This is a genomic window from Anaerovirgula multivorans (assembly GCF_900188145.1).
Classification (GTDB): domain Bacteria; phylum Bacillota; class Clostridia; order Peptostreptococcales; family Natronincolaceae; genus Anaerovirgula; species Anaerovirgula multivorans.
In genome coordinates this window covers 78,525-98,555 of the sequence record NZ_FZOJ01000007.1, presented here as the reverse complement: position 1 = coordinate 98,555, position 20,031 = coordinate 78,525, and the positions used below count along the sequence as shown (strand labels likewise).

General features: G+C 33.9%; 20 protein-coding genes. 15 read left to right on the top strand and 5 right to left on the bottom strand.

The features are described from left to right. Positions 1–28 precede the first annotated feature (28 nt). A complete protein-coding gene (locus CHB72_RS09235) occupies positions 29–490 on the bottom strand; it encodes a hypothetical protein (protein ID WP_089282602.1) in 462 nt (153 codons plus the stop codon). Between the two features lie 229 nt (positions 491–719). Here CHB72_RS09235 and CHB72_RS09230 point away from each other — a divergent pair, with 229 nt between their 5' ends. The 4 genes from CHB72_RS09230 (at position 720) to CHB72_RS09215 (ending at position 4,872) form a co-directional block, all read left to right on the top strand. Then, positions 720–878: an efflux RND transporter permease subunit gene (locus CHB72_RS09230; protein WP_176431286.1), complete on the top strand. Its 159-nt coding sequence runs from the start codon at positions 720–722 to the stop codon at positions 876–878. A gap of 344 nt (positions 879–1,222) precedes the next feature. Further along, positions 1,223–2,275 carry a GerMN domain-containing protein gene (locus CHB72_RS09225; protein WP_089282600.1) on the top strand — a complete coding sequence of 351 codons (1,053 nt, stop codon included), beginning with the start codon at positions 1,223–1,225 and terminating at the stop codon, positions 2,273–2,275. Between the two features lie 384 nt (positions 2,276–2,659). Continuing rightward, positions 2,660–3,865 (top strand): DUF819 family protein, encoded by a 1,206-nt coding sequence (locus tag CHB72_RS09220; protein WP_089282599.1) that lies wholly within the window; start codon positions 2,660–2,662, stop codon positions 3,863–3,865. A 26-nt stretch (positions 3,866–3,891) separates the two neighbouring features. After that, positions 3,892–4,872 carry a dipeptidase gene (locus CHB72_RS09215; RefSeq protein WP_089282598.1) on the top strand — a complete coding sequence of 327 codons (981 nt, stop codon included), beginning with the start codon at positions 3,892–3,894 and terminating at the stop codon, positions 4,870–4,872. Positions 4,873–5,006: 134 nt separating this feature from the next. Here CHB72_RS09215 and CHB72_RS09210 read toward each other — a convergent pair whose 3' ends face one another. Further along, positions 5,007–5,558, bottom strand: coding sequence for a cupin domain-containing protein (locus tag CHB72_RS09210; RefSeq protein ID WP_089282597.1), 552 nt, complete (start codon positions 5,556–5,558; stop codon positions 5,007–5,009). A gap of 267 nt (positions 5,559–5,825) precedes the next feature. On the opposite strand from CHB72_RS09210, the gene CHB72_RS09205 reads away from it, so the two are divergent. Beyond that, positions 5,826–6,416, top strand: a complete 591-nt coding sequence (locus tag CHB72_RS09205; protein ID WP_089282596.1) for a hypothetical protein — start codon at positions 5,826–5,828, stop codon at positions 6,414–6,416. Next, entirely contained in the window at positions 6,409–6,591 is a 183-nt protein-coding gene (locus CHB72_RS09200) for a response regulator (protein ID WP_089282595.1), read from the top strand. Before CHB72_RS09205 ends, CHB72_RS09200 begins: the two co-directional genes overlap by 8 nt. 193 nt (positions 6,592–6,784) lie before the next feature. Here CHB72_RS09200 and CHB72_RS09195 read toward each other — a convergent pair whose 3' ends face one another. Both CHB72_RS09195 and CHB72_RS09190 read right to left on the bottom strand, forming a co-directional pair. Then, positions 6,785–8,140, bottom strand: coding sequence for an FtsW/RodA/SpoVE family cell cycle protein (locus tag CHB72_RS09195; protein ID WP_089282594.1), 1,356 nt, complete (start codon positions 8,138–8,140; stop codon positions 6,785–6,787). Beyond that, entirely contained in the window at positions 8,133–8,471 is a 339-nt protein-coding gene (locus CHB72_RS09190; RefSeq protein WP_089282593.1) for a PadR family transcriptional regulator, read from the bottom strand. The genes CHB72_RS09195 and CHB72_RS09190 overlap by 8 nt, the downstream gene beginning before the upstream one ends. 248 nt (positions 8,472–8,719) lie before the next feature. Between CHB72_RS09190 and CHB72_RS09185 the strand changes: the two genes are divergently transcribed. Then, a complete protein-coding gene (locus tag CHB72_RS09185; RefSeq protein ID WP_330397025.1) occupies positions 8,720–8,890 on the top strand; it encodes a VOC family protein in 171 nt (56 codons plus the stop codon). On the opposite strand, the gene CHB72_RS09180 is transcribed toward CHB72_RS09185, so the two are convergent. Beyond that, a complete protein-coding gene (locus CHB72_RS09180) occupies positions 8,880–9,614 on the bottom strand; it encodes a type II toxin-antitoxin system prevent-host-death family antitoxin (RefSeq protein WP_089282592.1) in 735 nt (244 codons plus the stop codon). The genes CHB72_RS09185 and CHB72_RS09180 overlap by 11 nt on opposite strands. Before the next feature lie 153 nt (positions 9,615–9,767). Here CHB72_RS09180 and CHB72_RS09175 point away from each other — a divergent pair, with 153 nt between their 5' ends. The 8 genes from CHB72_RS09175 to CHB72_RS09140 all read left to right on the top strand — a co-directional run bounded on the left by CHB72_RS09175 (position 9,768) and on the right by CHB72_RS09140 (position 20,010). After that, positions 9,768–10,067 carry a hypothetical protein gene (locus CHB72_RS09175; RefSeq protein WP_089282591.1) on the top strand — a complete coding sequence of 100 codons (300 nt, stop codon included), beginning with the start codon at positions 9,768–9,770 and terminating at the stop codon, positions 10,065–10,067. Positions 10,068–10,312: 245 nt separating this feature from the next. Next, positions 10,313–11,392, top strand: coding sequence for a ribosome small subunit-dependent GTPase A (gene rsgA / locus CHB72_RS09170; RefSeq protein ID WP_089282590.1), 1,080 nt, complete (start codon positions 10,313–10,315; stop codon positions 11,390–11,392). A gap of 280 nt (positions 11,393–11,672) precedes the next feature. Further along, positions 11,673–12,134, top strand: a complete 462-nt coding sequence (locus CHB72_RS09165; RefSeq protein WP_089282682.1) for a MarR family winged helix-turn-helix transcriptional regulator — start codon at positions 11,673–11,675, stop codon at positions 12,132–12,134. Positions 12,135–12,150: 16 nt separating this feature from the next. Next, entirely contained in the window at positions 12,151–13,509 is a 1,359-nt protein-coding gene (locus CHB72_RS09160; protein ID WP_089282589.1) for an MATE family efflux transporter, read from the top strand. 172 nt (positions 13,510–13,681) lie between these two features. Beyond that, positions 13,682–14,866 (top strand): oxygen-binding di-iron domain-containing protein, encoded by a 1,185-nt coding sequence (locus CHB72_RS09155; protein ID WP_089282588.1) that lies wholly within the window; start codon positions 13,682–13,684, stop codon positions 14,864–14,866. 606 nt (positions 14,867–15,472) lie between these two features. Next, complete coding sequence (gene abc-f / locus CHB72_RS09150; protein ID WP_089282587.1) at positions 15,473–17,134, top strand: ribosomal protection-like ABC-F family protein; 1,662 nt, start codon at positions 15,473–15,475, stop codon at positions 17,132–17,134. 367 nt (positions 17,135–17,501) lie between these two features. Further along, complete coding sequence (locus tag CHB72_RS09145; RefSeq protein ID WP_089282586.1) at positions 17,502–18,680, top strand: anti-sigma factor; 1,179 nt, start codon at positions 17,502–17,504, stop codon at positions 18,678–18,680. A gap of 175 nt (positions 18,681–18,855) precedes the next feature. Further along, a complete protein-coding gene (locus tag CHB72_RS09140) occupies positions 18,856–20,010 on the top strand; it encodes an aldo/keto reductase (RefSeq protein ID WP_089282585.1) in 1,155 nt (384 codons plus the stop codon). The last annotated feature ends 21 nt before the right edge of the window (positions 20,011–20,031 follow it).

Here is a 20,031-nt window from a genome sequence, read left to right as displayed (position 1 = left end):
GGGAGGGCAATTTTATAATGGACTTTATTTATAGACCACCTTCTTCTAATGCATTGTTGATTGCTTCAATAACTAAACCTATGTTTTCGGATTCTCCTGGAATTTCTTCTAAACTTAGAAACCTAGCATCTTCTATCGTAGCAAACTGCGTATTAAAGCCTTCTATGGTTTCTTCTGAAATCTCCACTCCTTCTTGTTCTGCTATGTGTAATAATGCAATTTTGCCATCTGAAACAGTAATTTCGACTTCAATTTCACCTTCAGTGTTACTGGCTTTCCCTACATAACTTCCATCGAGTAACAAGGGGGTTTCTTCCTCCATGCCTAGGTCAGATTCCTCTTCACCTAATTCTAAATCATCTCCTTCACTATATTCATTACCTAAAGAATCCTCTAGCTCTGATAATCCCTCATCACTACTACATGCAACAAAGGCTACCATACTCATCATTAGCACAGCAATAAATATTAGTTTTCTCATTTTCATCATTGATCTCCTCCTTTAAAAAATGTATAAGCTAGTTAATATTTATTTACTAGCTTGTATATAGAATAGCAACTAAATATGTCATTGATATGTCATGATAAAAACTTTTTAGAGTAACATAATCTTAAAGATTTTATAACGACTGTCCCACAAAGTTTCAAGTTGTATGGTATGTGAAAATAGATTTTGTGAATAGTTACAAATTTTCTTGTTTCTGGGAAGCCTGTCATCTGTGTTCCTTGTAGGAGTAGAACTTTTCCCTGCATCAGACGAAGGGATGGTAAATATCAGTGTAGCTTTACCAACAGGAGCAGGACTCCATCAAATCAACGAAGTGCTTTTAGAGGTAGAAGAGGGCATAAAAAACGAACAAATTTTTAGTAGCTTTTAAAGTCGAGAGTTTGAAATTGCAGCATTCCAAGGTGTTATGGTTGAACTGCTCCCTGTCTACTTGACAGGGGAGGTAGTTCAAAATGTATACATGACGGACTGTTAAACAAATGTTCTAGATTATAAGCATAATTTATTAGTAACTCCATATAATATGTAAAATTAGTAGAATTATCAAATAAATCAATTTTTCCACCTAAAACTGAAGACTAGAGATTCTACTCCACCTGAATGCAACACCATTTATATAATTAGATAATCCTGATTTAAATTTGGTGTTAGATAGTTAGTTGTTTTCCCCTTAAAATGGGTATGTAACAATCATAAAGAAGAGGAGGTAACGATATGAAAAAACTAGCTATTTTGCTATTCGCTTTAAGTTTTTTTGTTGCATGTCGAGCTGAATCTCCATCACCTGAAACTCCTCCGGTAGATGATCATGATGAACCGGCAGTAACTATCGAAGATTTTTACCCTTTTTTGGCTGACACTTATTTAACCTATGAAGGGATTGGGATGGAGTTTGCAGAAAGAGAGACCTATTTTGATTTTATCCATGATGGGAGAACCCAAATCCGTAATCACTCCACTGGAACAACAGTGGTGCAAATATTGGAATATCAAGAGGCGGCTTTAAAACTATTTTTAAGTCGTGAAGAAGCTTATTACTTATCAGATTATACCAATACAGAATTTGTTGAAGAGGGAGAAATTCTTTTGATAGAACCCATAGAGGTAGGGACAAACTGGGAACTGTCTGATGGACGAACAAGAGAAATAACAGGAATAAATGTTGCCATTGAAACCCCTTCTGGTAACTATGAAGCATTGGAGGTGACAACGGAGGGGCCCGAAACCGGACAGACAAAAACCTATTATGTAGAAGGGTTAGGTATGGTACTCACCATCTTTCAAGCTGAGGATGATGAAGTAATCACAACTCTAGCAAATATTGAAGAGGAAACTGATGTTACTTATATACTTCGTTGTTATTATCCTGATCTTGAAAATGAGCAAGTGGTTTATAAGGATTTTGACATTCCATTTCATACCAACGATGAGATTGAACCTACATACACAGAATATCTACAACGTTCTACCAATGAATCTATATCCTCAGTATTTAGTGAAAATGTCACACTACAATCCTTCTCATATAACCCTGAGGAAGAGCTGGTTGTGGTAGACTTATCAAAAAATTTTCTCGCTGAGCTGAATTTGGGTGCCGGATATGAATCATTGGTTATCCAAAGTATCGTAAATACGGTAGGTTTCAATTTTGGGGTTGAAAAAGTAGTTATTACCCTCGATGGAGCACTTTATGAATCAGGACATTTTCAGCTAGTAGAAGGAGATTACTTCCAAGTGCATTATGAAAACGTAGTACCTTTTGACTAAAAGATTGAAGTATAAATAATACCTCTTGGTAAGAGAAAAAATTTTCTCTTCAGTGATATCATTAATATCATCGTAAGGCTTATTAATGATGTTACCATCGGTACTTTTGAGGAGAACAACTCAGATAATTAATAAGTATTTTCATTAATTTAATGAACCTAGGTAAAGTGTTACTTTACCTAGGTTCATTTTTGTTCAATTCACTTTTTATGTATTTTGAATTCCTTCGAGAGTAAGAGAGGTTAAAACATGTAGAAAGAAAAGATAAATTAAAGTAAATAATATTCAATATAATGAATTTCATTTATTATATTGAATATTCGGTAATTATATAGTATAATTAATTTTAGTTTAATATATTAAACATTAAAAGGGGGAACATTTATGCAAAACTCATTTATCAGCCCAGATAATACTTGGATTTTATGGGCATTTTTAACGGGATGGGCAGCTGTAAGCATTTATCTGGAACAAAAATATCGGTGGGCTGCAAAAATTTCTGGAGCAATTATCGCACTTATTGGAGCACTTATCTTTTCAAATCTTAGAATTATTCCAACGGATGCACCAGCATATGATCAAGTATGGACCTATGTAGTACCACTTGCAATACCTTTACTTCTTTTCAAATGTGACATAAAGAAAATCTGGAGGGAAAGTGGACGGCTTTTAATCATTTTTCTAATTAGTTCAGTTGGAACAATGCTTGGAGCATTTTGGGGATATATTGCTTTGAGCAAATACATACCCGGCTTAAGCAAAGTTGCAGGTATGATGTCCGGATCATACATTGGTGGAGGCGTAAATTTTGCAGCAATGGCTGGCTCGTTTGAAGTTCCTGGTGAACTCGTTTCAGCAGCAGTGGTTGCAGATAATTTGCTAATGGCACTATACTTCTTTGTTCTCATTGCAATCCCTTCAATAGAATTTTTTAGAAAACAGTTTACACATCCTCATATTGATGAAGTAGAACGTGTAGGTACCAATAATAATGAAACATTAGCGGCAAATTATTGGGGCGCAAAAGAAATTTCTTTAATAGATATTGCTTCTTCAATTGCCACTGCATTTGTCATCGTTGCTATATCAGGTGAGGTTGCTAAATGGTTTGGTTTAATAATCCCGACAACAAACCCAGTACTTAACATTTTTAATAGTTTATTGTCAAATAAGTACTTATTAATAACAACATTCACAATGCTTGGTGCCACCTTTTTCTCCGATTATTTTAGTAATATCAAAGGATCGCAAGAGATTGGTACCTTTCTAATTTATATATTCTTTGTAGTTATTGGTGTTCCAGCTTCAATTGCATTGATTCTTGAAAAATCACCATTACTATTGCTTTTCTGTGCTGTCATGGTAGGAATTAATATGCTCGTGACATTTGTGGCAGGGAAACTGCTTAAATTTAATTTAGAAGAGATCATATTAGTATCTAACGCTAATATCGGTGGACCCACGACAGCTGCTGCTATGGCAATTTCAAAAGGTTGGGTAGAGTTGATTGGCCCTATCATGGTAGTAGGAACACTAGGCTATATTTTAGGTAATTATTTCGGAATAATTGTTGGAAATATGCTTATGTAACAATATATTTATTAGGAGGAAGCACAATGATATTTGATGGACATACAGACATCTGGACAGATATAACTAATAAATATATAGTTAATAATATGAAAGATGTATTTAGAAAAAACCATTTTAAAAAATTCAACGCTGGAAATGTTAATGGAGGTATTTTTGTTATTTGGGTGGACCCTCCTTATGATATAGACCCTGCACATAGAGTAACGCAGGTCATTGAGTGTATGCAACGTGAAATAAAATATGCTCAAGACATTTTAAATGTTATAAAGAATCATGAGGATTATTTTAAGATTGAGGACACTCGAATCAAGGTACTTATCGGAATGGAAGGGCTTAGTCATATTGATACAAACATAACTTTGCTACAGCAGTATTATGAGCTTGGTGTACGACACGCATCACTGACTTGGAACGAAGAAAATAAATTAGCTACTGGTGTCCTTGGGGATAAAAATAGAGGTCTTACTTCTGATGGGTGTCTCGCTGTAAAAGAAATTGAGAGGTTGGGTATGCTGTTGGATGTTTCGCATTTAAACAACCGTTCTTTTTGGGATGTAGTCGATATTGTTTCAAAACCAATAATAGCATCCCATTCAAATACACATGCCTTATGTGCGCATGATAGAAACCTTAACGATCTACAGCTCAAATCTATTGCAGATTCTGGAGGGCTAGTTGGCGTAAATAGTTTCAGGACCTTTGTTCATAGGTCAAGAAACAAACAGAATATTGATGGACTAGTTGAACATATTCAATACATAGCAAATTTAATTGGAATAGATCATGTAGCATTTGGCTTTGATTTCTGTGACTATATTGATAACACAACTTTGAATTCATTTTACGACTCAGCAGAACCATCACCAGGAATTGATGGTCTCAATGAAGTATCACAGGTTAATGACCTGATAACAGCCCTAAGAAATGCTGGGTTTACTAAAGATGAAATTGAAAAAATCACATATAAAAATTATGGTCGTGTAATGAAAGCAGTATTAAAATAATTGAACACATTCAAGCCATAAAAGTAGATGACCCAAATCTTTGATTTGGTGTCAGTCACTTTCACAGAGTGCAAAAAGATCACTGCTGACAAATTGTCAGTAATGATCTTTTTGTACATTCTAATGATATATATTTAAAATGTAGGAGGTGTCATTGCCCATATAGAGACACACTTTCCTTCACTTGCATTTTCAAAATAATGAGGAATTGAACTATTAAAAGAAATACTATCTCCCTCATGTAAAACGTACACCGTATTCCCTAAATGAACTTTAAGAACACCATTAATTACATATCCACATTCTTCTCCTTCGTGGTTAAGAAAATCTCTAGTTTTTTGTGATTCATATTCCAAAGTAATGAGAAGGTACTCGATTTTTCTATTTAAATCTGGAGTCAACATTTCATATAAACATTTTGATTTACCAATAAGTATTTTTTTTCTTTCATCTTTACGTACCACTGGATTAGGTAAATCCTCAACCGTTTCATCAAAAAAGTATCCAATATTAACACCTAATGTTTTTGCAATTGTCCACATTACGGTAATAGATGGGACGGCTTTTCTGTTTTCTATCTGACTAATCATTCCTGCACTTATTCCTGATTGTCTTGCTAACGCAGCAATACTCATTTTCTTTTCTTGTCTAATTGCTCTAATCTTTGAACCAACATCTATATCCATGATATACTCCTTTTCTCATTTAATTTGTTATAGTATAATCATATTTTAAAATAAATAGAAAATATATATTCATTATACTATAATCCTTTAGTATTATGATAGCCTATCAAATATTTTGACACTGTCCAAATATTTATGATACAATATATCTTCTGTTCCTATAAATGTTTTTTTTATTTTTAATTTATTTGTAATTTATTTGTAATTTATTTTTAATATTTATATTGCATAATGAGTATATCAAATGAACTTATAGAGGGGCTTATAATGAAAAAACATCATATATATATAGTTCTTACAAGGACGAACACAGCAATATCCAAGCTTATCCAATTCTTCAAAAAAGATGAATATACTCATGCAGCTATCTCGTTAGATAAAGAACTTGATTATATGTACAGTTTTGGGAGAAAACACACCTACAATCCATTTGTTGGTAGGTTCAAGCAGGAAAGTATCAATAAAGGAGTATATAAATTCCATAAAAATTTACCTGGTTTAATAATGGAGGTTGAAGTATCAAAACAGCAGTACGAAAATGCTGAAGGTCTATTGAATCATTTCATCTCTAATAGTAATCTTTATAAGTATAACTATAAAGGGTTATTCTATGGTTTATTTAACAAGGAAGCATTTTATGATAATAGATTTTTATGCTCGGAGTTTGTATATTACATTTTAAAAGAAAGTGGTATTATAGATTTTGAAATATCACGGAACCTTGTTAGACCTCAAAGTCTATTAAAGATAAATAGTAAGATTATTTATAGAGGCAATTTGAAAGAGCTAAAATCTACAAATAGCAATGATAATGCAAAAGGAATAAACATAAATGGATTGAGTGTTATTTATGAGTAGATATAGTAATAAACCTATTAATATAGCAAAAGCTATATTTAGTAAAATAGAATTTATAAAAATATATAATAATATGGTGCTTCTTGATCTAATGCTTTCAGGAATAACAGGAGAAGAGGTTCTTTCAAAGATAAAAAAATGGAGATCAGTACCTGATATTATCCCTGTCAAGTAGACAGGCTTAAAAATCTTATAGTATTTATGGGAGGAACAATTCTTCTTACAGGACTTGGCCTAAGCTTCTTTAAACAGCGTAATCAAGATTTGTAGTGGGGGCAGACATATGAGTCTGCTCCCACAATTACCATAATTTCGTGAAAATGATTAAATTAATATGTTCATCAATTGCTGCTAAAAAATATTGTAAATTAAGTGTTAAGCTGTCCTTGCTTTACTATAACTAAATCCTTTCTGCGATATACCCCCAACAATACACCTATTAAAGCCATATTCACAACAAAATTAATACCGCCATAGGAGATAAAGGGTAAAGAAAATCCTAATATAGGAGCCATCCCAATATTCATTAAAATATTTCCTAATGCTTGCAATGTAAATACAGATACTATGGAACATGCTAAATATTTACCATATAAATGATTAATTTTTCTTGTTGCTAAAAACATACGGACTACAGCTAAGGTAATGACCATAATAGTTACCATCCCTATTATCCATCCAAAGGCAGATACAATATAGGCAAATACAAAATCTGTATTTATTTCTGGTAGCGCTATTCTGTTAACACCTTCGATAGTTAAATAGAGATTATCACTTTTTCCAAACAATTTAGCACTGGATAGCATCTCATTTAAAAGAAAGTTGATATACCCTGCTCCGCTTGGATCTGAATTAGGGTTTAAGAACACCAATAGCCTAGCTGCCTTGTAACCACCCTGTCCTAATATGTGTAGCAATAATAAAAGTATTCCCAAAGTTACACTCCCATAGATAGAGGTTAAAATCCTCTTTCTATTTCCAACAAACCCTTTACCCATAACTGCTATTGTAATAAGAATAATAAATCCACCACTAAGCAGCATAGCATTTGAAAAAGAAGGGTGGAACAGTAATGTAAGCACAGCTAAAGATGCTAATCCTAATATTTTTAACATATCCATTATATTTCCGGGAACCCATTTATTTGTAAGTCCTGAAAAGGATATAAGATAAAATGGCAGTGCTATGGAGACAGGATTAAAGCTAAATCCTCCAATCCTTATGTATGGTACGCCGTACACATGGGCACTAGATTTTTGACTAATAAATAAAAAAGCAATGGTGACTATAAAAATAAACAGCGAATATTTCTCAAGCTTCGTATAATCGAAGAAATAACAAGCTGTACACACGCCAATACCTATGAATGTATAAATTAAATAGGATTTTAGAAATTGATCAAGATTTAATAATGAGGCTTGATCACTGGCAATAGAAAATAAAGCAATCCCACCAATTAAAACCATAGCACCAAGTAAGGATATGATGGACCATTCAGTTTTAGGTCTATGGGTTTTATTGAGCTCTTTTCCTATATGTACAGGATTCCCCATTTGTTTTACTGCTTTTTGTATTGCCTCATCTTCACTCATTCCATCTTCAATATAGCCATCTGTTAATTCGTAAATATGAGATTTCAATTCTTCAGAAATACTCCCTAGTACACTTTTATATTGTATCTGTTCAGAGACCTTATTTAGAAAATTAGAAATATGTTTATTCAAAGCACATACCCCCCATCACTTTATTAACAGTCTTACTATAAATTTCCCATTCTTTTTTCTTTTCCTTTAGTAATTTTTCACCCTTGCCGGTAATATGGTAATACTTTCGCTTCCGGCTTGAAGCACCTTCATCCCAATAGGCTTCAACCATGCCTTCACTTTCTAAGGAATGAAGAATTGGATACATGGTGCCTTCCTTTAAAGTAAAGGTATTATCAGAACGCTTTTCTAATTCCTTTACCATCTGATAACCATACATATCACCATTGCTCAGCAGATTAAGTATTAACATGGTTGTACTGCCCTTCATAAGATCCTTATCAATTTTCATAATATTACCTCCTCAAACTATGCATCGATAATCTATGTATAGTTTATGTTTATTTTAATAAATTGTCAAGGCTTAAAAACTTCTATAATGCTTGCCACTTTAGGGGTTTTATTATTTATGAGTTTACATGCCATAAAGGATTTATTAAGGACATCAAAAGAAACTGAATCTGTTGGTTTATTAAGTGCAAAATAAGGTATAATATAATTCAAATCAAATTGTGACGAGCAAATAGGAGGAGTGAGGGCATGAAATTTTGTTGGTGTACCATTACGGTTAAAAACATGGAAGATTCTTTGAAGTTTTATCAAGAGATTGTGGGTCTGTCGATTAGCGGTAGATTTCAAGCAGGTCCAGGGATGGAAAATTCTTTTTTAGGTGATGACCTAACAAAAGCGGCTAGTTTGTCTAAATTGTAGTGAAAATATCTTTTAAGGGTATCTCCAGAACCTCAAAAGAAGTTGATTTTACTGTATCTCCTTCCTTAAGGACTATTAAGCAATCTATATCTCTTTCTTGAGAAAAGGAGTATTGAATAATGCTTCTGTTTTCTAGATCTACAATCCAGTATTCAGAAACACCGCTTTTCATATATAGATTTAATTTCGAAACCATATCCTTGCCTTTAGTGGATGGAGACAATACCTCCACAATCAGGGTGGGTATGCCTTCATACTTGTTATTTTCATTGACCTTATCTTCATCACAAATCACGATAATATCTGGTTGGACAACATTTGGGTCTTCCTCGAACTTAGTGGCATAACCGAAAAGCCGTACATCTAATGGTGCTGTTAATGATCGACAAGGCTTTTTCCTAAAATAATTATTAAAGTGCCATGCTATTTCGTTTACCACAATTTGATGGTTAAAACTAGGAGAAGCCAACAGATAGATCTCACCATCGATGAGTTCGTACCTTTGATCACATGAATTAACCAGATTCATATATTCTTCATAACTGATTTTTTTTGTCGCTTTATATTTTTTTGATTCTTCGTGAACAAGAAAATGGTTAGGTTCATTATAGCGGATGAGTTTGGCGACACTTCTTCCGTTTTTAGTAATAATAATATCTTCCTTCTCTACTAAGGAAAGATATTTTCCAAAAGCATTCTGCAAATCCGTGGTATTAATACGCATGCTAGCACCCCACATTTCTTATTTTAGCTATTATTATAAATATTATTAGCTATTTTGTCAATTTTTATTAGCTAACAATAATTAAAGCCTACCAACAACATCATATAGCATGAAACTGTACAGTCCTTTGAGCAATTTTTTATTCTCATTATAATGAAGTCGGATTTTGCACTTTATAAATACGGTCTAACTATTGCTCAGAAGTACGTCGATCCATTTGCTCGAATTATTGAACAGGGGGTAGAGGAAGGTGTTTTTAATGTAGAATTTCTCTGTGAAACTACAGATATATTGCTAAGAGCTGTGACTTCTGTTCCACAAAGTATGTTTTTTAATGAATATATGGAGGACAAAACCAAATCATTAAAGTATAAAGCTTCTTTTGAAGCAATAATGGCCAGAGTCCTTGGAATAGACAGCAAGGAAATACGTATATATCCAAAGATGGATTAGTGATATAGTATGATTGAATAAATGGGTTTTAAACTTCTATACAGTAATCACATATCTATATTTATGGTATAATTAAATTCTAAGAATCAAAATTTAATTATTATTAATGGCTTGAGGAAAGGAGTTGTTATTTTATGTTTAATCATAGTACGGTGGAGATTGTAGCAAGTGGGGAGGTGTATACAGAATAATTTAGTGTATAAACCTCCCAGAAGTGATTATTAAAACTTGAGGAGGATAAAAAATTGAGTAAAATAGATATGAAAAATTTAGGACTCAGCGAAAGATTTATGATTGAGGCTACTTTATATACAGGTCTTTATATTGGGCGAGTAGTTTCCCAGTACAAAGATCTATACAAGGTTATAACAGAAAATGGTGAGCTAACGGCAGAGATTTCCGGAAAATTTCGTTTTGATGTAAAAACTTTATCTGATTACCCTGCAGTAGGAGATTTTGTTATGCTTGATCGAAATGAGGGTATTGGAGGAAATGCAATTATTCATCACGTTCTGACAAGAAAAAGTGCCTTTATTAGAAGGGCCGCGGGAACATCAAATGATGAACAGATTGTAGCTTCAAACATTGATACAGTGTTTATCTGTATGTCTCTTAACAATGATTTTAATCTTCGTAGAGTAGAGCGCTACCTTGGGATTGCCTGGGATAGTGGAGCAACTCCAGTTGTTGTGCTTACTAAAGCTGACTTATGTGATAATCTTTCCCAAAGGCTATCTGAGCTCGATGCTGTTGCCTATGGGGTGGATGTACTTGTTACTTCAAGTATGAGTGTGGACGGATATTTGTCTATCAAAAACTATCTTGGCAGTGGCAAAACCATTGCTTTTATAGGCTCCTCTGGTGTTGGAAAATCCACCTTGATTAATAAGCTTATTGGAGAAAATACGCTGGAAACCAAAGAAATAGGAAATGATGATAAAGGCAGGCATACTACTACTAGGCGAGAGATCATTATTCTTTCCAACGAGGGTGCCGTTATTGATACTCCAGGGATGAGAGAAATTGGGATTGATAGCGCTGATTTATCAAAAACCTTTTCAGATATTGATGAACTATCAACAAAATGTAAATTTAATGATTGTACTCATTCTAGTGAGCCCAGCTGTGCAGTACAAAAGGCCATAGAGGAGGGTTTGTTGTCTGAGGATAGGCTTGCAAATTATTTAAAATTAAAAAAAGAAGCTAAATATGAGGGCTTAAATTCTAAACAGATTGAAACAGAAAAGATTACTTCTATGTTCAAAGAAGTGGGCGGAATCAAAAATGCACGAAAGTTTATCAAGGAGAAAAATAGGAGAAGGTAGAATTTTAAAAAAAGGATGGTTTTCCTAAAGGGAAAATCATCCTTTTTTTAAAAACAACCTCATAAAATGAACTGGTCTAAATTTCAACCCCTTCTGAACAAAGTGAAGGGTCTCCTGCGAAGTAAGCTTGTTCTTAAGAAAATAGAAAGTTCAATATTGAAATCATATGCAGTCTTTAGGAGCATTGAAATTTTTAGGAGAAAAATAGTTGCGAAAGCAACTAGGTTTGGTTTATACTATAAATAGTTGCTTGTGCAACTATTTATATGGAGGGGATAAAGTGCATACAAATCATAAATCCGTGGGGAAATATATATCGATTCTTTATCGTCAAGCACAATCCTATATTGCAAATCAAATGAAACCCTACAATATAGGTGGAGGACAATATATGTTTCTAACGATTTTATATGAACGTGATGGAATTAATCAGGAAGAGCTGTCAAATCAGCTGAAGATGGATAAGGGAACTACAGCAAGGGCAATAGATAAGCTGGAGAAGGCAGGATATGTCATCCGAAAAAGAAATACTGAAGACCGAAGAGCCTACAACGTTTTCATTACCGATAAGGCTAGGGAGATAGAGCCTATATTATATCGTACATTGATTTCATGGACGAATATTTTAGTAGGAGATTTAAATCAAGAAGAGAGAGAGAGTCTTTATATGATTCTTGAAAAAATGGTTAACAGCACGATGCTTTTTGCCAAAGAAGACTCAGAAGATCAGCTTCAATTATAGAAAGAGGTGAAATACAATGGAAAGAAACCATAGACTTGAGAATCAGAAAATGATTAAACTATTGATGGATTTGTCCTTGCCAGCTACGGTGGGAATGCTTGTGAATGCATTGTATAATATTGTAGATACAATTTTTATCGGGAGAGGTATTGGATACCTAGCCATAGGAGGGTTAACCATTGCGTTTCCTGTTCAAATGATAATTATGGCAGTTGCACAGATGGTAGGCATTGGAGCAGCCTCGGTTATTTCACGGAGTTTGGGTGCCAAAAATAGCGAGAGGGCTAATCATGTGGCAGGAAATTCCTTTTTATCAGTTGCTGTTCTAGGAATACTTATATGTGTTCTGGGCTCGATCTTTATAGACCCTTTGTTAAGAATTTTTGGTGCTACGGATATACTGCTGCCCTATGCTAAAGAATATTTACAGGTAATTTTAATCGGAAGCATTTATTTTCCCTTTGCAGTTTCTGGTAATAATTTAATCCGTGCAGAAGGAAATGCAAAGGCTGCTATGTTTTCGATGATGATTGGTGCCGTTACAAATATATTTTTAGATTATCTATTTATTTTCCCTATGAACATGGGAATTCGTGGTGCCGCTTTAGCTACGATTTTGTCACAGCTGGTTTCAGTAATATATGTATTGTCCTATATGTACGGAAAACAGAGTACGTTAAAAGTAAAACTGCATCATTTAAAACCAGATTGGAAAATTATCTATGAAACTATGACCATTGGCTTTTCTTCCTTCGCCAGACAGGTGGCAGGCAGTGCTATGGCAATAATATTGAATAATTCCCTTACTTTTTATGGTGGAGAATTGGCTTTATCTGTATATGGTGTTGTCCAGAGGGTAATCATGTTCTTATTTATGCCGCTGTTTGGCATTGTCCAAGGAATGCAGCCAATTGTAGGGTATAATTATGGTGCCAAGAAAATTAGCCGGGTAAAAGAAGCGGTGAAATTATCCATTATTGCTACAACGATATTTGCATTGGTGAGTACTTTATTTGGAGAGCTTTTTCCAAACTTTATTATAGGGATGTTTGATAAGAATCCAGAACTAATCGAAAATGGTGTTTTTGCTTTGCGAATCGTTATCTCTATGGTACCTATTATAGGTGTGCAAATTATAGGTGCAGCTTTATTTCAATCCATTGGTAAAGCTATACCATCATTAATATTAACTCTTTCCAGACAAGTACTCTTTTTTATTCCTCTTGTTCTCATTCTGCCAAGAATTTATGGATTAGGATTATTAGGAATCTGGCTTACGTTTCCATTAGCAGATTTCCTAGCCACAATATTCACAGCAGTAATGCTGAAAAAGGAAATGAGAGTGATGGAAAGGCAGTGTAGTGAAGGGAACTAAAATGATGTTTTCTTACGGTGCAATTTAAGATGAAAAACCGTTGTTAAAACGATATGGAGAGCATGATCGTAAATAATGGCGGTTTCCCATGTACTTAACTTTTATATGGATAATATAGTATTTAAAGCAAATAATAACTATATAACATAGAAGAAGTGGGAGGAACACATATATGAAAAAATTGAAAGAAGATGTATATTGGGTTGGAGCTAATGATTGGGAAGTTAGATATTTCCATGGCTATGAATTATCAACCCATAGAGGATCAACATATAATGCATATTTGATTAAAGATGAAAAAAATGTTCTCATAGACACAGTATGGGAACCACTTACTGAAATATTTTTAGAGAGGCTAAAAGAAGTGATTGATATAGCCAAGATTGACTATGTGGTAATTAATCATGCAGAACCTGACCATTCTGGAGCATTACCTACGATTATGGAATATTGTCCTAATGTAACCATTATCTCATCTAAAAGTGGGGAGGAAAGTATTAAGAGACACTATCATAAAGAATGGAACATTCAAGTCGTAAAAACCGGCGATAAAATTAATATTGGTGAAAATAATATGATATTTGTTGAAGCACCTATGCTGCATTGGCCAGATAGTATGTTTACCTATTTAACAGGAAAAAATATATTATTTTCTAATGATGCCTTTGGGCAGCACTTTGCTTCTTCTGATGTATTTAATGACGAGGTTGATGAAACAGAAGTGTATCAAGAGGCTTTAAAATATTATGCCAACATCTTAACACCTTTTAGTAAGCTAGTTGTTAAGAAAATAGATGAATTAAAAACCTTTAATTTACCTATAGATATGATTGCACCAAGTCATGGCATAATATGGAGAGAAGATCCAATGAGAATAGTTGAAAAGTATTATGAATGGGCAAGTGGCAAGTCAGACAATAGCGTAGTTATATTTTACAATTCTATGTGGGGAGCCACAAAAAAGATGGCTGAGCATATAGGTCAGGGCTTAGATGAAGTAGATATAAGTTATAAAATCTATAATGTTGCCACTGCAGATAAAAATGATGTATTGACTGAAATATTTAAGGCGAAAGGGATTATATGTGGTTCTTCTACAGTGAACAATGGAATACTTAGCTCGTTGACTCCTGTATTAGAGGAAATGCAAGGACTTAAATTCATAGATAAAGTCGGAGCATCCTTTGGAAGCTATGGATGGAGCGGAGAATCACCAAAAGTATTAGATGAATATCTAAAAAAAGCTAGAGTTAAAATTATTCAAGATAGTATTAAATTCAAATATATGCCCAATGAAGAAGAGCTACAGGAATGTATTAATTTTGGGAAGGGTTTCGGAGATAAAATGCTATCATAACTGTGAGCAGGAGAATTGTAAAGTCTATATACAAATCGTTATAAAATAGTAATTAGCAAATGGGACAATGAATTGAATCATTGTCTCAAAATTTTGCATTGAAAAAGGGTTAAAGACAAGAGAGCGGGTATCTCTCAAGAGCATATTAAAAAGCTATTTGAACTTTTTTCATGTGAATGACAACTTAGATGGGAGTGAAATACTAAGATTTACTCTTAGTAGAGGGCAGGAAACATAGGTTGACAGCAAAATGAATAATTTGTATAATAACATTGAAAGATGACATTTACTATTTAAAGAAAGGGCAAGGTATTTGCAGAAATGAAGATATAATTCACTTTAAGCATTTGTGTAAAATGAAAATATCAATAAGGTCCTAAGTAGGGGTTTTATTGTCGTGCATTTTATTTGAGCTTGTGGGTGGATAGTATTTTTGTAACTGTTGATAGCTTGCTGATGTAGTATGTTTTAAATCCGAATGTTTCATTCAAATCTTAACATGTGTGTAGGATTTTTATTGCACATTTCTTTGATTTGCAAAAGCATATTAGGACGATACTATAATTAGGATACTATCCTCTCCAGGTTACAAGGAGGGGTTTTTTTATGTTATTAATGGAGTGTAGTAATATTAAGAAATATTTTAGAGATAGATTGATAGTAGAGATAGAAAATCTAAAAATCTATTCCGAAGACAGAATTGGAATTGTGGGAGTCAATGGAGTGGGGAAAACCACTTTCATGAATATGATGAGTCAGAGATTAGAACCTGATGAAGGATGGGTTAAGCTATATAGAAAATTGGCATATATATCACAATTGGGAGAGCCTGAAAATAAAAATATCAGTAGTGAAATGGCTTCGAAGTTTGGAATTTCAAATACCTGGGATGCAAGGATGAGTGGAGGGGAGAAGACCAGATTTAAGGTTGCGCAGGGCTTAGAGAAGGATACTCCAATGATATTTGCAGATGAGCCCACCAGTAATGTAGATATGGAAGGCATTGAATTAATGGAAAGCAGATTTGAAGAATACAAAGGTGCTCTGTTGATGATATCCCATGACAGAAGTTTTTTAGATAAACTATGCAATAAAATATTAGAAATAGAAAATGGTAAGATAAAAATATATCATGGCAACTATAGTGAATATAGTGTTCAAAAGGCTGAAGAGAGAGAAAGAAAGGAATTTGAATATCAGCAATATACAAAGAAAAAGAAGAGACTAGAGGAAGTCATTGAAGGTACAAAGCATAAAATAAAGGGAACAAGAAATGCACCTAAAAGAATGGGTAACTCTGAAGCTAGGCTTCATAAGATGGGAAATCAAAAGGCAAAGGCAAATCTTGATAGAGCAGTAAAAAACATAGAGGCACGAATAGAGCATCTAGAAGTTAAAGAAAAGCCTAAAAAACAAGAAAAAATTAAATTAGAGGTTACAGATTCTAGTAAGGTGCATAGTAAAATAATCATACAAGGAGAAAATATTAATAAAGCATTTGAAGAAAAAATTGTATTTAGGCAGGCAAACTTCATCATTTATAATGGTGCTAAGATCGCATTAATTGGGTCCAACGGATGTGGGAAAAGCACCTTAATTAAGATGATTATGGAGAAGGATGATGCTATAAAAATTGCCCAAGGAGCAAAAATAGGATATTTTAGCCAGGACATGAGTATTTTAAAAGAGAAGTGTAGCATAATAGAAAATGTCATGGAAAGTAGCATGTATGATGAGACCTATGGGAGAATATTATTAGCAAGGCTGTTGTTTAAAAGAGAGGATATTTATAAAAAAGTAAATATACTAAGTGGAGGAGAACGAGTTAAGGTCTCTTTTGCTAAAATACTATTACAGGATATCAATCTTCTTGTACTAGACGAGCCCACCAATTATATGGATATAAGCTCTCTTGAAGTAATAGAGGAAGCCCTTAAAGAATATGACAGAACTTTACTATTAGTTTCCCATGATAGAAGCTTTGTAACTTCCGTTGCAGATCATATTATGACAATAGAAAACCATGAAATAAAGATGTTTCAGGGAAATTACCAAGAATATTTAACAAGTAAAAATAAATGCCCGAATAATGCTAAGGAGGAAATTGAAAAAGAGATACTTGTACTGCAAAATCGCCTTACTGAAGTCACTGGAAGACTATCAATGCCATCAAAAAAAGATGACATTGCAGCGTTAGATAAAGAATACTATGAAGTGCTAAATCAACTAAAAAAGCTTAAGCTACACATAAGGGTAGAAGACGAATGATGCCTATGTTTGCTAGCTATTCAAGAGAAATTCCTCTTGCAGAATTATTTTAGACTATGAAGATTTTCAACTTCATAGAGAGAGAGTACAAGTCTATCCTTGACAAAATCCGGTAATTTCTTTCATTATCTACCTCCATCCATTCGTTTTTAATTCATATTTTGAGGAATCTTCATAAACAAGCCTGATTACAATAGTAAGATAAAATCAGCAAAGGTGTTTAAATAGTATGAGTAGAGGGAGATCTATAGAAGTATAGCATGTGGTGGAGTAATTTCCACCACTTTTTCTATAGGTTAGATAATATTTTTAGGACAGAATTTGTTATAATTAAGGTGAAGATATTAATGGAGGGAGGAGATAGAAAATGAAATGTTCAGATGTAGAAAAAAACTGGCAAGAATACCTAGAGGGTTCTTTGGATATGGAAAAGGAAAAGGAAATAGAAAACCATATAAATTCCTGTAAGCAATGCAACAATAAATTAGATAATGAACTAGAAAAAAACACAGCTAATACCAATGATAGAGAAGAAATAATAAGAGAAGAAAAGCAAATTAAAATTCTCAAGACGGCAAAATGGAAAAATAGATTTTCAACCACTGCCTCTGCGATCTCTACAGTAGTGGTGATAACATTGATCAGTGGACTTTTATCAGGCATATTCTTTGGATTAGGAGGGAGAAATAGTCGTGCCGAAAGAATGATTCAAACTGCTAACATGGTAACGGAACTAACCATGCCCAATGTTACCCCAGGAAGTGGGGGTAGCAATATAAAAAGTTTTTTCAGAATGGAGAGTAATGTTGAGTTGAGAAAACGAGTAGGTCGTGAGGAACAATCTATTGGTAGATTGAAAAGTAATATGTTTTTTAATTGGATGAATGTAGAAAGAGACTGGTCTGATGGTTCTTTAGATGTGAAGTTGTATTTTGTTTATCCTGAGATTTCAGAAGAAATTTTTGATGAAGGAAGAGAAATTGCTGCTTGGAATACTTTAGAAATCCTGCCGGAGGGAACAGTATCAGAGCTAGCAGTTTCCTTTGATAAAAGCTACTCTCTTGAAGAAGCCTATAATATTTTTGGAGAATATGATTTGGATTTACTTTGGTTTGCTGTTGATACAGGAGTAGAGACCGACTTGGGAAGAGGAGAATTTATAAGTGTAACCGGTGGACTACTGGGTTTCCCTCATTTTGCTCATTCGTTGGTTTACGAACCAGAAAGTCCAGGGAATCATTCAATGAAAGTCTATGGGGATGAAGATAAAAAAACTACGGCATTCATCAGAGGATTAGAATTTTTAGTTGAAAATGAAGCTTGGGCCCAAAAAGCTTACAGAGGAAATAGGAATCACCTTATGTTACAGGAACGATTAGATTATGTAACGAAAAATGGGGTAAAAATTTATGGTGTAGTAGTCACTGGCCCCACGAAGGAATTATTATCCTTAAAGGAGGTTGAGGAGATTAGATTTCCAGTGGTGGGAGAAGTAGACTGGTGGAATTGGGAGAGTAGATATTATAGAGGAACCATCTATAATTAATTTTCATTTACTTTTTTTCATCTTCTAAATATGTTAAACTAATGAACAAAAGGGCTGAAGATATATGAAGGGATAAAATTTTACAACAATTTATAACCTAAACGCAGCCAGTTGCCTTTTGCAAAACAGGAGGAAACTGGCTGTATAATATTTTTCATTTAAAGGAGGAATAAGCTTGTTATATAGAAGGTTTGGCAAGACAGAGGAAATGGTTTCAGTGTTAGGCTTTGGATGTATGAGATTTCCTATTATAGATGGAGATTCCACCAAAATCCATGAGGAGAAAGCAACAAAGATGATTCGTCATGCAATTGATGAAGGGGTAAATTATATAGATACTGCTTATCCCTATCATGGTTCAGGCATGGATAAGGGGGGAGAAAGTGAACCCTTTGTAGGTAAGGCCTTGAAGAATGGTTACAGAGAGAAGGTAAAGCTGGCTACTAAGCTTCCCAGTTGGTTAATAAAAACAAGAGAAGATATGGATAAATATCTAAATCAACAATTAGAGCGACTTCAGACGGATACCATAGACTTTTATTTAGTACATACCCTCAATACATCTACTTGGTATACCTTGAAGGAAGCCGGCATCAGTGAATTTTTAGATGCAGCCATTAAGGATGGAAGAATTAAACACGCAGGTTTTTCATTTCATGATCATATTGAACTCTTTAAGGAAATTGTAGACTATTATGATTGGAGCTTTTGTCAGATCCAGTATAATTATTTAGATGAAAATTTCCAAGCTGGAAAAGAAGGCTTAGAATATGCTTCTAAGAAAGACTTAGGAATTGCAATTATGGAACCCCTCAGGGGAGGAAACATCGTCAATAATCTTCCGGAAACAGTAAAAAATATTTTTAACCAAGCAGAGATAAAAAGAACACCGGCGGAATGGGGATTAAGATGGGTATGGAATCATCCAGAGGTGTCAGTGGTACTAAGCGGCATGACCATCATGGATCATGTAACAGAAAATATAAAGGTGACAAAGGAAGCCGATGCCAATTCATTAACAGAAAAGGAACTAGGTATCATTGAAGAAGTAAAGATGTTTTTTAAAGAGAGAATCAAAGTTCATTGTACAGGCTGTGGCTACTGTATGCCTTGTCCTATAGGCGTAGATATCCCTAAAAACTTTACCACCTATAATGATTATCACGTATTTGAAAATGCAAAGGCACGATACAAGTTCTTATATAATTTCATATTTAAACAAGAAGAGCAGGCATCTAAATGTGTAGCCTGTGGAAAGTGCGAAGGGCATTGCCCACAAGGTATTCCTATCCGTAAAGAGCTTAAAAAAGTTAAGGCATTACTAGAATAGCAGTTCCTTAAACAAAGAAAA

What these genes read in the sequence shown, in the direction of transcription:
- CHB72_RS09210 (WP_089282597.1), bottom strand. Translation starts at nt 5,558, where the DNA reads ATGGATATAGATGTTGGTTCAAAGATTAGAGCAATTAGACAAGAAAAG.
- CHB72_RS09190 (WP_089282593.1), bottom strand. Translation starts at nt 8,471, where the DNA reads ATGAAAATTGATAAGGATCTTATGAAGGGCAGTACAACCATGTTAATA.
- CHB72_RS09145 (WP_089282586.1), top strand. Translation starts at nt 17,502, where the DNA reads ATGAAATGTTCAGATGTAGAAAAAAACTGGCAAGAATACCTAGAGGGT.
- CHB72_RS09200 (WP_089282595.1), top strand. Translation starts at nt 6,409, where the DNA reads ATGAGTAGATATAGTAATAAACCTATTAATATAGCAAAAGCTATATTT.
- CHB72_RS09160 (WP_089282589.1), top strand. Translation starts at nt 12,151, where the DNA reads ATGGAAAGAAACCATAGACTTGAGAATCAGAAAATGATTAAACTATTG.
- CHB72_RS09185 (WP_330397025.1), top strand. Translation starts at nt 8,720, where the DNA reads ATGAAATTTTGTTGGTGTACCATTACGGTTAAAAACATGGAAGATTCT.
- CHB72_RS09155 (WP_089282588.1), top strand. Translation starts at nt 13,682, where the DNA reads ATGAAAAAATTGAAAGAAGATGTATATTGGGTTGGAGCTAATGATTGG.
- CHB72_RS09175 (WP_089282591.1), top strand. Translation starts at nt 9,768, where the DNA reads ATGAAGTCGGATTTTGCACTTTATAAATACGGTCTAACTATTGCTCAG.
- CHB72_RS09180 (WP_089282592.1), bottom strand. Translation starts at nt 9,614, where the DNA reads ATGCGTATTAATACCACGGATTTGCAGAATGCTTTTGGAAAATATCTT.
- CHB72_RS09225 (WP_089282600.1), top strand. Translation starts at nt 1,223, where the DNA reads ATGAAAAAACTAGCTATTTTGCTATTCGCTTTAAGTTTTTTTGTTGCA.
- CHB72_RS09215 (WP_089282598.1), top strand. Translation starts at nt 3,892, where the DNA reads ATGATATTTGATGGACATACAGACATCTGGACAGATATAACTAATAAA.
- abc-f (WP_089282587.1), top strand. Translation starts at nt 15,473, where the DNA reads ATGTTATTAATGGAGTGTAGTAATATTAAGAAATATTTTAGAGATAGA.
- CHB72_RS09235 (WP_089282602.1), bottom strand. Translation starts at nt 490, where the DNA reads ATGATGAAAATGAGAAAACTAATATTTATTGCTGTGCTAATGATGAGT.
- CHB72_RS09220 (WP_089282599.1), top strand. Translation starts at nt 2,660, where the DNA reads ATGCAAAACTCATTTATCAGCCCAGATAATACTTGGATTTTATGGGCA.
- CHB72_RS09205 (WP_089282596.1), top strand. Translation starts at nt 5,826, where the DNA reads ATGAAAAAACATCATATATATATAGTTCTTACAAGGACGAACACAGCA.